Source organism: Undibacterium cyanobacteriorum, from assembly GCF_031326225.1.
Lineage (GTDB): Bacteria > Pseudomonadota > Gammaproteobacteria > Burkholderiales > Burkholderiaceae_D > Undibacterium > Undibacterium cyanobacteriorum.
Genome location: NZ_CP133720.1, coordinates 1,738,419 through 1,752,359 on the forward strand (window position 1 = coordinate 1,738,419; position 13,941 = coordinate 1,752,359).

At 48.3% G+C, this 13,941-nt stretch carries 11 protein-coding genes and 1 tRNA gene; 5 read left to right on the top strand and 7 right to left on the bottom strand.

Annotation, left to right across the window (positions count from 1 at the left end; genetic code table 11):
* Positions 1–43: 43 nt before the first annotated feature.
* The 3 genes from RF679_RS07160 (at position 44) to pyrF (ending at position 2,606) form a co-directional block, all read left to right on the top strand.
* Positions 44–118, top strand: a tRNA-Arg gene (locus RF679_RS07160).
* A gap of 336 nt (positions 119–454) precedes the next feature.
* Positions 455–1,630 carry an acyl-CoA dehydrogenase gene (locus RF679_RS07165; RefSeq protein ID WP_309483533.1) on the top strand — a complete coding sequence of 392 codons (1,176 nt, stop codon included), beginning with the start codon at positions 455–457 and terminating at the stop codon, positions 1,628–1,630.
* Between the two features lie 157 nt (positions 1,631–1,787).
* The gene (gene pyrF, locus RF679_RS07170) at positions 1,788–2,606 is read left to right on the top strand and encodes an orotidine-5'-phosphate decarboxylase (protein ID WP_309483534.1); all 819 of its coding nucleotides are present in this window, start codon (positions 1,788–1,790) and stop codon (positions 2,604–2,606) included.
* Positions 2,607–3,116: 510 nt separating this feature from the next.
* Here pyrF and RF679_RS07175 read toward each other — a convergent pair.
* The 7 genes from RF679_RS07175 to RF679_RS07205 form a co-directional block, all read right to left on the bottom strand.
* Positions 3,117–3,611, bottom strand: a complete 495-nt coding sequence (locus RF679_RS07175; protein ID WP_309483535.1) for a CinA family protein — start codon at positions 3,609–3,611, stop codon at positions 3,117–3,119.
* A gap of 258 nt (positions 3,612–3,869) precedes the next feature.
* Positions 3,870–4,382 carry a phosphatidylglycerophosphatase A family protein gene (locus RF679_RS07180; RefSeq protein ID WP_309483536.1) on the bottom strand — a complete coding sequence of 171 codons (513 nt, stop codon included), beginning with the start codon at positions 4,380–4,382 and terminating at the stop codon, positions 3,870–3,872.
* A 3-nt stretch (positions 4,383–4,385) separates the two neighbouring features.
* Positions 4,386–5,354, bottom strand: a complete 969-nt coding sequence (thiL, locus tag RF679_RS07185; protein WP_309483537.1) for a thiamine-phosphate kinase — start codon at positions 5,352–5,354, stop codon at positions 4,386–4,388.
* 79 nt (positions 5,355–5,433) lie between these two features.
* Complete coding sequence (locus RF679_RS07190) at positions 5,434–5,937, bottom strand: DUF6882 domain-containing protein (RefSeq protein ID WP_309483538.1); 504 nt, start codon at positions 5,935–5,937, stop codon at positions 5,434–5,436.
* Between the two features lie 497 nt (positions 5,938–6,434).
* Positions 6,435–7,640 carry an FAD-dependent oxidoreductase gene (locus RF679_RS07195; protein ID WP_309483539.1) on the bottom strand — a complete coding sequence of 402 codons (1,206 nt, stop codon included), beginning with the start codon at positions 7,638–7,640 and terminating at the stop codon, positions 6,435–6,437.
* Between the two features lie 26 nt (positions 7,641–7,666).
* On the bottom strand, positions 7,667–7,831 hold the full coding sequence (locus RF679_RS07200; RefSeq protein ID WP_309483540.1) for a rubredoxin: 165 nt from the start codon (positions 7,829–7,831) through the stop codon (positions 7,667–7,669).
* A 93-nt stretch (positions 7,832–7,924) separates the two neighbouring features.
* Positions 7,925–8,395 carry a rubrerythrin family protein gene (locus RF679_RS07205; RefSeq protein ID WP_309483541.1) on the bottom strand — a complete coding sequence of 157 codons (471 nt, stop codon included), beginning with the start codon at positions 8,393–8,395 and terminating at the stop codon, positions 7,925–7,927.
* Between the two features lie 450 nt (positions 8,396–8,845).
* Between RF679_RS07205 and RF679_RS07210 the strand changes: the two genes are divergently transcribed.
* Together RF679_RS07210 and RF679_RS07215 are read left to right on the top strand one after the other, a co-directional pair.
* Positions 8,846–11,155, top strand: coding sequence for an NADP-dependent malic enzyme (locus RF679_RS07210; protein WP_309483542.1), 2,310 nt, complete (start codon positions 8,846–8,848; stop codon positions 11,153–11,155).
* A gap of 557 nt (positions 11,156–11,712) precedes the next feature.
* Positions 11,713–13,893, top strand: coding sequence for a M4 family metallopeptidase (locus tag RF679_RS07215; protein WP_309483543.1), 2,181 nt, complete (start codon positions 11,713–11,715; stop codon positions 13,891–13,893).
* The last annotated feature ends 48 nt before the right edge of the window (positions 13,894–13,941 follow it).

Consider the following 13,941-nt stretch of genomic DNA (forward strand, 5'->3'; position numbering starts at 1 on the left):
CTCGCTTGATCCGATAACACGTATTTTTGTAGAGCCTGAGAGTCTCTCCGTAGCACAATGGATAGTGCACATGCCTCCTAAGCGTGGGATACAAGTTCGATTCTTGTCGGAGGGACCAAGCTTCTACCCGCAATTCTTTTTCCTTAATTCTGACTTTCGCGCGATTCTGAATCTCGCTCCAGTCGTCGCCCGATAGATTGCCTCGCCGCATTTGTAAAGCCTTTTCAGAAAGGTTGTGCTTTCTTTGCAATGGCCCGAGTTTTTGCATTTATTGCGCAGTTAAATTCGGGTAGGATGTTGGTCTACCAAAAAGCTGCCTCAATTGATCAAAAAGCTAGGTGATTTGTTAAAGTGGTATCTTCACTTTGCGATGTATCAAAGGCTGCGAAAGGGAAACGGGCATAATGCGCCGGTTTTCTGAACACAACAATGATAAAACCACCGAGAGAAGAATATGGCAAAAGTAGCATTTCAATGGGACGATCCACTGTTATTGAATTCCCAATTGACCGAAGAAGAACGCATGGTGCAGGATGCCGCGCGCGCCTATTGCGAAGAGAAATTGGCACCGCGTGTCTTGGAAGCCTTCCGTAACGAAAAAACAGATCCAGCTATTTTCCGTGAGATGGGCGAGTTGGGTTTGTTGGGCTCCATGATACCAAGTGAATACGGTGGTGCAGGCTTGAACTATGTTTGCTACGGCTTGGTGGCGCGTGAAGTAGAGCGTATCGATTCCGGTTACCGTTCCATGATGAGTGTGCAATCCTCGTTGGTGATGGTGCCGATCAATGAATTTGGTAGCGAAGCGCAGAAGCGTAAATATCTGCCGAAATTGGCTACTGGCGAGTGGATTGGTTGCTTCGGTTTGACTGAACCAAATCACGGATCTGATCCAGGCAGTATGGTGACCCGCGCCAAAACTGTGGATGGCGGTTACTTGTTGACGGGTTCTAAAATGTGGATCACGAATAGCCCAATCGCCGATGTATTTGTGGTCTGGGCGAAAACGGATGATGGCCGCATTCGCGGTTTCATTTTGGAAAAAGGCTGGAAAGGCCTGACTGCACCTGCGATTCATGGCAAAGTGGGTTTGCGCGCTTCGATCACGGGTGAAATCGTGATGGATGAAGTGTTCGTTCCAGAAGAAAACTTGATGCCAGGCGTAGAAGGCTTGAAAGGCCCATTCACTTGTTTGAATTCAGCCCGCTACGGTATCGCTTGGGGTGCTATCGGTGCGGCGGAATTCTGCTGGCATACTGCACGTCAATACACCATGGATCGTTTGCAATTTGGTAAGCCTTTGGCGGCAAACCAGTTGGTGCAAAAGAAATTGGCGGATATGCAAACCGAAATCACCTTGGCCTTACAAGGCTGCTTGCGCTTGGGTCGTATGAAAGATGAGGGCACAGCAGCGGTTGAAATTACGTCCATCATGAAACGTAATTCTTGCGGCAAGTCTTTGGAAATCGCCCGTACCGCTCGCGATATGCTCGGCGGCAATGGTATCTCTGATGAATTTGGCATCGCTCGTCATTTGGTGAATTTGGAAGTGGTGAATACCTACGAAGGTACCCACGATATTCACGCTTTGATTTTGGGTCGTGCACAAACCGGTATCGCAGCATTCTAAAAACGGAATCAGAGCATCGCGTTGCTGCTAGCGTGGTAGCAACTTGGTGCCACCATGTTTTTGAGTGCTGGGCATCGTTTATAATGGAGGGATGGCGCTTGCCATCCCTTTTTTGCTTCTACATCGTATTTTCATCGTTTTTTCATTCAGGACTGCCGTGACTTTCATACAAAAACTCTCACAAGCTTGGACCTCCAATCAATCTTTGCTTTGCGTTGGTTTGGATCCAGATATCAAAAAGTTTCCGGCAGAATTTGCAAGTCAACCCGATGCCATCTTCGCTTTTTGCAAAGCGATTATCGATGCGACCGCAGATGTCGCTTGCAGCTTCAAACCACAAATTGCTTATTTCGCGGCTTTGCGCGCCGAGGATCAGTTGGAAGAGATTTGCCGTTATTTGAAGCAGAACTATCCGCATATTCCTATCGTACTCGACGCTAAGCGCGGTGATATTGGTGCCACTGCGGAGCAGTATGCCCGCGAAGCCTTTGAGCGTTACGAAGCGGATGCGGTTACCGTCAATCCTTACATGGGATTTGACTCGGTCGCGCCTTATTTGGAATGGAAAGACCGCGGTGCCATCGTATTGTGTCGTACTTCGAATGCTGGCGGTTCTGATTTACAGTTTTTGGATGTTGGCGGTAAGCCTTTGTATCAACACGTGGCCCATTTAGTCGCGGACAAATGGAATACCAATGGACAATGTGCCTTGGTCGTTGGTGCGACCTTCCCGAATGAAATCGCCCAAGTGCGTGCCTTGGTGGGGGACATGCCGCTCTTGATTCCAGGTGTTGGCGCTCAAGGTGGTGACGTCGAATCCACTGTCAAAGCAGGTCGCACTGCGAATGGCACTGGCATGATGATTAATTCCTCACGCGCGATTTTGTATGCGAAAACCAATGAAGGCGAAAGCTTCAGCGCTGCAGCGCGTCGGGTTGCGTTGGAAACGCGTGATGCGATTAATTTGTATCGATGACCCAAACTAAGGCGCCACAAGAGAAGAAGCGATTAAGCTTAGCTAAAGATCGCCGGAATACATTCGGCGAAAATAGTAAAGCATCTCGCAAAGGTATCCCATTTGCGAAAGCGCGAACAATTCGCGCTGAGCGGCACGCACAAGATCAAATACTGAGTCAAACGTCGATAACGAAGTCTGATGAAGATCTTACTGAGCTTGAAATGCGTGTTCGATCTACCAAACCAAGGCAGTGGCGCAAATCACCCGATAAGCCACTTGGCCTTGTCCTATTGAAGCGGTCTGTAAAGCGCGTTGTAGTCTAAAAAAGCCGCCCCTCATGAAGCGCTCGACAATGTTAATTTTTACGAGCGAACCGGAGTCGCGGCGCTCCATTGGGGTTTCAACGAATTCTCATATCAGACTGTGTGGGAAAATTGATTTTTCAGCGCTTGCAAAATAGATGAAAAGCAGGAAGGCTCTCCGCATGCAATGTGATTTGAGAGCCGTCTTTTGATAGATCCAATTTTCTTAAGGCAGCTTCAACTCTTCCACCAATCGCAACAACTTTGCCATCGCATGTTCAACCGTTTGTTGCCGTACGCTGTGGCGATCGCCTTGGAAAACTTTACGTTCAGTATGCGTGATGCCAGCAACTCGCCAGCCGAAACATACGGTGCCGACTGGTTTGCCGGGAACTGCACCGGTGGGGCCAGCGATCCCAGTGGTGGATAGCGCGACATGCGCTTCGGAATGTGCTACCGCGGCTTCCGCCATCGCTGCGGCGATTTCTTCGCTAACTGCGCCGTGTTGGGCAATTAAGGACGCGGGGATATTCAGCATCTCGGTTTTCGAAGAGTTGGAGTAGGACACGAAACCGCAATCAAACCACTCCGAAGAACCGGGAATCTCGGTGAGCGCACAGCAGACGCCGCCGCCGGTGCACGATTCAGCGACACTGAGAATGAGCTTGCGGGACTTGAGTGCTTCACCGACTTTGTGAGCAAGGTCTAACATGTCTGTCATGATCGTATCTCCTCTCGTGTGATGGTGGCGATGGCGGAAGGAAGTTCTGCTCAATTATGTCAATGCATGACGCAATTATCCCTTGCCATCGAACTTTTACTTTACCACCAGCGCTTTGACTTGCGTGAACTTTTTGATCGGCTGTCGCCAATGCGGCACGGGCAAACGAAAGCAACACTAAACCGTGCTTGAGTTTGAAAAAAGGGGGAGTGATTGCTTGGAACTTTCAGGCTACAAGTTTTAAGCGCAGATCCAAATTTAAAACGTGCGCCACAGAGCAAAGACTAGCAAGGTAAAAAATGCCGCGACGATATCGTCAAACATGACCCCAAAACCGCCTTTGAACTTTCGGTCAAAAAAGCCGATTGGTGGTGGCTTGACCATATCGAAAAAACGGAAGAGAAGAAAGGCATACAGCTGCGTACTTAAGGGAGTTGGCATGACAAAGATTAGTACCAACCACATCGCGATGATCTCATCCCAGACCATGCTGCCATGATCAGCGACACCCAGATTTTTTCCCGTGACGCTGCAAGCCCAAACACCGATGACATAACCAAGTACGACAATGATGCCCCAATTGAGTGGCGTGAAAAATTGTGGCCAGCGAGCGCTGAGGACGACGAAACTGAGCCATCCAAAAAGTGTGCCGCAAGTGCCGGGGACGATGGGTGATAAGCCACTACCGAAACCTTGTGCGATCCAATGTGCGGGATGGCGCAACATGAAAGAGGCGCGTGGTTTCAAAATGGGAGTAGAGGGATCAGTCATGGCTTAGTCTGAAGTGAAATGATCGAAACCCTTGAGCTGGTGTTGATAAACCTGACCGTGGGCGTCCAATAAACGTAGACCTGGTTCTGCTTCAATGCTGCCGACGCGAGTGACTGCCGTTCCGCTACTTTGGCCCGCGGCTAGAACGGCTACGCGCTGATGCACAGGAGCCGTGAAACACAGCTCGTAATCGTCACCACCTGCCAATGTGAAGGTACGTCGTAAATCCACAGTTTGCTGGGCGAGAACGGGACCGGCCGGTAGTAAGTCAACATTGAGGCAAGCGCCGACTCGTGAGCGATCGAGAATATGGCCAAGGTCGCCGATCAAGCCATCCGAAATATCGAGGGCAGCGTTGGCCACGCCGAGTAATGACTGTCCCAAGGCAATGCGTGGCGTTGGCCTATGCATACGCGTTGCTGCTTGCTGATGCAATTCAGCACTCAGCGTATGTTCTTTCCAATAGCCAGCGAGCGCCAGTCGTGCATCGCCGAGGGTGCCGGAAATCCAAATATCATCGCCCACTTGCGCCGCATCGCGACGCAGCGCTTGGCCGTGAGGCAGTTCACCAAAAATGGTGATGCAAATCGTCAATGGACCTTTGGTTGTGTCACCGCCGATTAATTTGCAATCGTGTTCATCCGCCAGAGCAAACATTCCTTGTGCGAAGCCTTCTAACCAAGTTGGGTTGGCTTCGGGAAGGGCAAGTGCCAAAGTAAAGGCCACTGGCTTGGCACCCATTGCCGCAAGATCTGAAAGATTGACGGCGAGGCATTTATGCCCCAATCCGACAGGATCGGCATCGGGGAAAAAGTGGCGTCCCGACACCAGCATATCGCTGGAGATCGCCAGTTGCTTGTTCGGATGGGGTTGAAGAATGGCGCAATCATCGCCGATGCCAAGGGTAATCTGATCACCCTCGGTGCGACGCGAGTCAAAGTAATGTTTGATGAGTTCGAATTCGGAAAGCATGCGCTATTGTACAAAATCGATGCGCGTTCGTCCGACTTTTCCGTTGTGGCGCCAATCTTTAAAGATTCGTGTTGATCGCTTATTTTAATTCGAGGCTGTGACTGTCGTGCGCGATCTGAACTTCGCCAAAGGTGAGGAATAAACTGATTTCAGGCTTAATCATGACTCGGTAGGTACCTTTTGCATTGCCTAAACGCATCGCTAGTGCGGTCAGTTCCCACGCACGTTGTTCTGTGCAAAGTATGCGTCCTTTGGTCAGTTCACTTGATTTTTGTTCTTTGCCAAAGGTACGTACATTCATCGCGTCACCAGCTAATCCTGGTAGCACCGATGGATGATTCCAAGCCCACAAGAAACTAGAGTCGTCATGATGATAGGTGCCGATAATTTGTGCAGGTGCAAGTGCAAAAGAGCCGTCGTTAAAGGTCAATAATAATTGACCAGAATTTTGATCTAGATGCCAGGAGCTTTCTTCGCCCAAGCGCCAAGTAGAGTTGTGCAGCATGTTCGCGACAACAGCATCATTCGCACTGGCGGTGATCAGAGACTCGAGACTGAAATTGTCTTTATAAATGGTGACCATAAATCATAACTGACGTGACCAAGCGTGCCTCGATAAATGCAAGTGCATTTCAAAACAAAATATTTTTACTTCGTTTTGAATGAACTTAGACTTTGGAGACAGTTGTGGTCGGCGATTCCCTCGTGCTTTGGATAGTGTGATTCATCAAGCACGTACTATTGTTTTTTAACAGCATTATTTTTTGTATCCGAGACCATACTGGAAACATTGCTACTTGGCAAACGAAAAAGAGCGGGAATGGTGTGTGTGATTGGAGAGTGTTGTAATTATTGTGGTTTGCTCTTAAGCACTGCCGTTCTTAGAGCGTTTTTAGAGCCGTTTACATGTAAGTCCTTGCTTGATGCAAATGCAGACTGGCTAGATGATTTTGTAGCTAGCGAAAAAGAGGGCGCAAGCAAGGGGGGGTGTCATCCGAAGCGATGGCGGGGCAGCTCTCCGCATCAAAGCGGAGAGGTGAAGGACTTGTTTTGAATGCTTTTGTGGTGGTTTGCTTGATCTCAACGCGCGTTCATCAATGCAAGTAATTCATTGCGAATTTTTGCATTATTGGGCGTTAGAGCGAAGCCTGCCAAGCGACCATCATCCAACACAAAACGACTGATTAGTGTGTCATCTGCTAGATGCTCATCGAGCCATTTTCCTTTGGCGCGGACTTGCGGGCTTGGTGGCAACACCGCAATCGGGCAGCTCGGAGTTTTGATAATAACAGGCATCGGCCCAAGCTCAATGCGATGCGCTTTTTGAGTGCTTGAGTCGGCTAAAGATTTTGCAATCGCACGGGCTGCCGCAAGTATCGGTGCGATGTAGGGTAATACACTTGAATTGCCGTCGGTATCGACCGTGTATTGCGCGCAATCTCCAAGCGCATAAATATCGGGTGCGCTGGTCATGCCATTGGCATCGACGACAATGCCACGGTCAGTGTGCAAGGGCGTTGGATGGCACTGTTGAGCGATCGCTTTGTTCGGGATGAGTCCTACCGCCGACAGCACGAGGTGTACTTCAAACTCGCCGCCATCTTTTGTCGTCAGTTTCAAATTGTCACCCTGATCTTCAACGCTAGTCACACTGTCGTTGAGATGGAAGTGTATGCCTTTCGCTTCGAGTTGTTGCTGCAATCGAAGTGAAACTGTGGGCGGTAGCAAAGCTGCGAGTGGACTTGGATTCGGATCAAATAAATGAACTTCGAACCCCGCTTGATTGAGGTCATCTGCAAATTCGCAACCGATTAATCCTGCGCCGAGGATGGCAATTGTAGGATTGGTGACGCTCTGCGAGATTTGTTCGAGACGGTCGCGGAATTTTGCATAGTCATCGAGATGGTTGACCGACATAATCTGATTCGCACCCGAGCCTTGAATCGGTAGGCGAATTGCTTGCGCGCCCACCGCCAAGACAAGAGCGTGATACTCAAATTCACCCATCGAAGTATGAATCACGTGACGGTCACTCTCAATCTTTTGCAATTGAGTTTGATGCAGAATGGTGATCGCTAATTGCTCGGCCAGCTGTGTCGCGGTCTGTGTCTTCAATTGAGCCGGTAATTTGTTTTGAGCAAAGGCGTTCGACAACATGGGTTTCGAGTAGAAACCACCGTCATCCGCAGTGACAAGAATGATGGGAGTCGAGGTGTCAAGCTTTCTCAATTCGCGGATGAGGCTGACACCTGCCATGCCACTGCCGATGACGAATATGGGTTTCATAGTGATATTGTGTGCTGAAAGTTGGATTAAATCTCGACCATTTCAAAGTCGGCTTTTGCTACGCCACAGTCAGGACAGGACCAAGTTTCTGGCACGTCTTCCCAAGCGGTGCCTGGCGCGATGCCATCTTCAGGCCATCCTTTTGCTTGTTCATAAATGAAGCCGCAGACGATGCATTGATAGGTTTTCATGATGTTTTTTCCTCGTTGAGATGTTCGAAATTGAAATAAACGTTGAAGTTTGCTTAGGTTTGACTGAAAAAGATCGAATAGCACCAAGTGCAATCAAACGCGATTGGCGTCCAAAACGTCTTGGTAATGCTTCGCATGGCGTTCTTCAACCTTTGCTAATGCCGCAAAGCGTTTAGCGGCCAACTCCAGAGTGCGTTGAAATTGTTCAGCGTGTTCCTTTGATTCCGCAATTTGCTCGTCATATTCGGCAACAGCGGCGTGATTGCCTTCCTCTAAGGCGAGATGTCGGAACTTTGGATACATTTCTGTGTATTCGTAAGTTTCACCTTCAATCGCGATTTCCAAAGCACGTTGAGGTGTCAATGCACTTTTTGGGTAGAGTAAATCGAGATGTCCGAAGGCGTGCATGACTTCTTGTTCAGCGGTTGCCTCGAAGGCCAAAGCAATATCTTCTGCTCCTGCAGCGCGGGCGATTTTCGCGAAATAGCGGTATTTGATGTGCGCCATGGATTCGCCAGCAAAAGCAGCTTCAAGATTTTGAATAGTGACGGATGGATTTTTCATGATGTTCTCCAATTAGAAAATGAATGGTTTCGATCCGACCTTAGCGATTTGTTGCATGAGTCATTCGCTGCATCGGCTTGGAATGAATCATAGGTAATTTCAATTAATAAGTAAAAACAATTGATTTTATCAATTGAATAGCTAAATTCTATGCCTAGCACTTCTTCAATAGATTTCGTAATTCGGTTTGATTTATGCAAAAAAAACATAGGCATCGTATAAATACGTATAAGGTAAAAGTTGCCTGTCTGCTAGAATCTACAGACCGCTAAAAATTAAGCTAGGCTGCCATAAGCTTGCCGAAGCTATCCAAACTTAGTCCGATTGCAATTCGTTTGAAGTTGTCGTACAACTTAGGCGATAATGGGATAATGTCAGTACTAACAAAATATAAAAAACGTGCAGACACAGTCGCCTCGCAACACGTCGTTAAATTGAAGGATTCCCCGAATGAACACGCCAGAACAAAAAGAACTAATTCGTCAGCAGCTTCGACAGTCAGCTTTGGAATATCACGAGCTTCCGACCCCAGGTAAGATCAGCGTTACTCCAACCAAGCAATTAACCAATCAACGTGACCTCGCCTTGGCTTATTCTCCAGGTGTTGCTGCGCCATGCGAGGAAATCGTGGCGGATCCATCCGCGGCTTATAAGTACACGGCACGTGGCAACTTGGTCGCTGTGATTACCAACGGAACGGCCGTTTTAGGTCTTGGCAACATCGGACCATTGGCGTCTAAGCCCGTCATGGAAGGGAAGGGTGTTCTGTTTAAAAAGTTTGCGGGTATCGATGTTTTCGACATTGAGATCAATGAACCAGATCCAGACAAGTTGGTTGATGTGATTGCGGCTTTAGAGCCGACGTTTGGTGGTATCAATCTCGAAGACATTAAAGCCCCAGAATGCTTCTACATCGAACGTAAGCTGCGTGAACGCATGAAGATTCCGGTCTTCCATGATGATCAACACGGTACGGCAATTATTGTTGGTGCAGCGATTTTGAATGGTTTGAAAGTCGTCGGTAAGGACATTAAGAACTGTAAATTGGTGGTGTCGGGCGCAGGTGCCGCAGCACTCGCGTGCTTGGATTTGATCGTTGATCTTGGTTTCCCTATCGAGAATATCTTCGTCACGGATTTGGCGGGTGTGGTCTATAAAGGCCGTACTGAATTGATGGATCCTGACAAGGAACGATTTGCACAAGATACGCCAGCACGTAGTCTGCGCGAAGTGATCGATGGTGCCGATATTTTCTTGGGTTTATCTGCAGGTGGTGTCTTGAAACAAGACATGGTCGAGAAAATGGCGGCGAGGCCCTTGATCCTCGCCTTGGCCAATCCAACACCAGAAATCTTGCCGGAAGAGGTGAAAGCGGTTCGCGATGATGCAGTGATGGCCACGGGGCGTTCTGATTTTCCGAATCAGGTGAATAACGTGCTGTGCTTCCCGTATATTTTCCGTGGCGCCTTGGACTGCGGAGCGACGACCATTACGCGTGAAATGGAAATCGCAGTAGTGCACGCGATTGCCGACTTGGCGCAGGCTGAACAGTCCGATGTGGTGGCATCTGCCTACGGCATTTCGAATTTGTCATTTGGTCCGGAATATCTCATTCCTAAGCCATTCGATCCACGCTTGATGATCAAGATTGCGCCAGCGGTTGCCAAGGCTGCCGAGGAGTGCGGTGTGGCGCAACGGCCGATTCAGGATATGCAGGCCTACATCGATAAGTTGCAGCAATTTGTTTATCACAGTGGCACCTTCATGAAGCCCTTGTTCCAGATCGCGAAAAAAGCGCCGCCGGAACGCAAACGTATCGTGTTTGCCGAGGGGGAAGAAGAGCGTGTATTGCGTGCGGTGCAGGTGGTGGTCGACGAAAACTTAGCGCGCCCAATTTTGGTTGGCCGTCCGCACATTTTGGAACAACGTATTCAAAAATTTGGTCTGCGTTTGCGCGCTGGCATTGATTTCGAAATGATCAATCCAGAAATGGACCCGCGTTATCGTGACTACTGGCAGACCTACCATCAAATGACCTGCCGTCAAGGAATTACCGAACAATATGCGAAACTAGAGATGCGTCGTCGGCATACTTTGATTGGGTCGATGATGGTCCATAAAGGTGATGCGGATGGCATGATTTGCGGTACCTTTGGGATTGGCAGTCTGCACTTATTCTATGTCAATCAGGTGCTCGGCAAACGTCCTGGTGTGAATGTCTATGCGGCGATGAATGGTTTGGTCTTACCGGATCGTCAGTTGGTGCTCGTCGATACGCACATCAATGAGAATCCTAATGCCGAACAAATTGCTGAAATCACGATTTTGGCTGCTGAGGAAATGCGACGTTTTGGTTTGGCGCCAAAGGCTGCATTGTTATCCCATTCAAACTTTGGTTCTGCCAACAGCGAATCGGCCAAGAAAATGCGCGCAGCTCTGGAGATCGTTCGTCGTGATGCACCAGATCTTGAAATTGATGGCGAGATGCACGGGGATACAGCACTTGATAGCGAATACCGCGCGAAGACGATGCCATTTTCGACGCTTAAGGGTGATGCAAACCTATTGGTGATGCCGAATATTGACGCAGCCAATATTGCCTACAATTTGTTAAAAACAGCCGCAGGTAATAACATCGCGATTGGCCCTATTTTGCTTGGTTGCGCGAAGCCTGTACACATCTTGACCCCTTCCGCTACGGTACGTCGTATCGTCAATATGACAGCTCTTTGTGTTGTAGATGCTGTTGCTCAACGGTGAGACGGAAAAACATCACGGAAAAACCGCGTCCCAACGCGGTTTTTTTTCGGCTCGTCGATGTAATTGCGGCGCCTTTTTCTGTTGCAAGACTATTTGTGTAGATGGTGTTTTTTTTTCATTCGTTTCAACTCGGAAATGAAAATATTGCTGTTCTTTAAGCATGTTGTATTTTTAAATTTTTACTTTTTATATGTAGTGCTTGTATTTTTAGTAAATTAATTCCGCATCAAATGTTTTAATTTTTAGCTAAGATGCCTTTATCTTTTCGAGAATTCATCTGGATAGCCGAATTTTTTTTGGCGGCATTGGCCAGTTATTCTAATTGATGCCTTGTGTAGTCATTTTTAAATGTTTTCATAAAAACTTTCATCTGTTTTACTCATCCCTGCCGAATAAAAATTGAGAAAAACCGTGGTTTTCTATCAGTTTTTGAAAAGAGCTTTTTACCACGCAGTGTCGCGACATTGACGGAAAACGGTAAAGAAAATGGGGGATCTGGGCCACAAGCGCAGATTGTGTAATTCATAGGGAGTAGTTAGAAACAAAGGTAAGCAAAAATGAAACGTCAATTAGAGATTCAAAGTATTATTCGCCCAACGATGATGGCATTGTTGATCGCAGCATCATTTGATGCGATAGCAGCCGATCGTGTTGATTTGTCAAAGATTAATGCGAACCAAGTAAAGTCGCTCGCAGGTGCGACGCCAACAGTTGCAGAAACCTTAGGATTGGCAGCAGCAGATTTACGCGAAGTACGTAGTAAAGAATATGCTGGTGGTCGCGTAGTACGCCGTTATGAACAATTGCATCAAGGTGTTCCAGTTTGGGGTGAAACGATTGTAGAACACGCCGACACACCAAATGGCTTCGCAGCGTCCGCACCAGTCCGTAGCTTCCATGGTGCGATGCTCAGTAATTTGGCGACCGATATTCCATCGGCAAAACCAAAACTCAGTGCCGCTCAAGCATTGAGCGCGGCGAAGGTTGCTGCGCGCACGATTGGTGCAACTGATAATGATCAAACCAAACTGTATGTCAAACAGGATGCAAACGGCGTCGCCCGTTTAGTTTATTTGACTTCCTTTGTGACATCGCAGAATGGCGCTCCGAGCCGCCCGCATTTCATGATTGACGCGAATTCTGGTGCAGTCCTCGAAAAATGGGAAGGCATTACGCATTCTTTGACCGGCACGGGCCCTGGCGGAAATGCAAAAACAGGACAGCGTGAATACGGCACGACGGCGGGATATGGTTATCTCGATGTAACGGTCAGCGGTTCAACATGTAAATTGAGCAGCACCAATGTCGATACTTACAATATGAACGGTGCCACCTCAGGTTCTGGTACGCTTCATTCATTTACATGTCCGCGCAACACAGTGAAAACGATCAATGGTGGTTATGCACCAATGAACGACGCACATTATTTTGGCAACAAAGTATTTAACATGTATCAAGATTGGTTGGGTATTCGTCCGATCAGCCAAAAATTGGTCATGAAAGTGCATTACGGAAGCAGCTATGAAAATGCGTTCTGGGATGGCTCCGCGATGAGTTATGGTGACGGCGCTACAACTTTCTATCCTTTGGTGTCTTTGGATGTGACCTCGCATGAAGTGAGCCACGGCTTCACCGAGCAGAATTCTGGCTTGGTTTACTCGGGGATGTCGGGCGGTATGAACGAAGCTTTCTCTGATATTGCTGGTGAAGCTGCGAAGTATTATGTGCTCGGCACAAATGATTTCAAAGTTGGCGCAGATATTTTCAAAGGTTCTGGCGCATTGCGTTACATGGATAATCCACCACAAGATGGTCGTTCCATTGATAATGCCGCCAATTACACGAGTAGCATGGACGTCCATCACACTAGTGGCGTGTTCAACAAGGCATTCTATTTGTTGGCAACAAAAGCTGGTTGGAATACTCGCAAGGCGTTTGAAGTTTTCGCAGATGCAAATCGCTTGTACTGGACAGCAAATAGCACCTTCAATCAAGGCGCATGCGGCGTAGAAAAAGCGGCTGCCAATCGTTCCTATACAGTGGCTGATGTGACTGCTGCATTCTCTGCTGTTGGTGTGAGCGGTGGATGCGGTACGACTACGCCACCAGCAGGCGGCACACTGACTAAGGATGTCGCGGTAACGTTCTCTGCGGCGACTGGTGCTGCAGCAACTTACACGTTTGCTGTACCAAGTGGTGCAAGTAACCTGAGCTTCAAGATGTCTGGCGGTACAGGTGATGGTGATTTGTATACGAAATTAGGCTCCGCACCAACGACGACCTCCTATTTGGCGAAATCTGATGGATCGACGAACACGGAGTCTATCGTTATCGCTTCTCCAACAGCAGGTACTTATTATTTGCTCGCCAATGCTTACTCTGCGGTAAATGGCGCATCGATCGTCGCAACTTACCAGACTGGCACTACAAGTAACGTACTTACAAGTGGTGTGCCTGTATCAGTGGCTTTGGCACTCAACGCATCAAAAGTCTATACGATTAGTGTACCTGCCGGAAAAACGAGTTTGACGATCAAATTGAGTGGCGGTAGTGGTGACGGTGATATTTATGCGAAATTGGGTTCCGCACCGACCACAACGACTTACGACAAGAAGTCTGATGGCGCAACGAACACCGAAACGATTACCTTCAGCGCTCCAGCGGCAGGTACGTACTACGTGTTGGTGAACGCATACGCTGCAGTTTCTGGTGCAAGCTTGGTCGCAACAGTACAGTAAGCTGATGTAGAACTCGGCTTTTAGTAGCCGATATTAGGAAAATGCCGC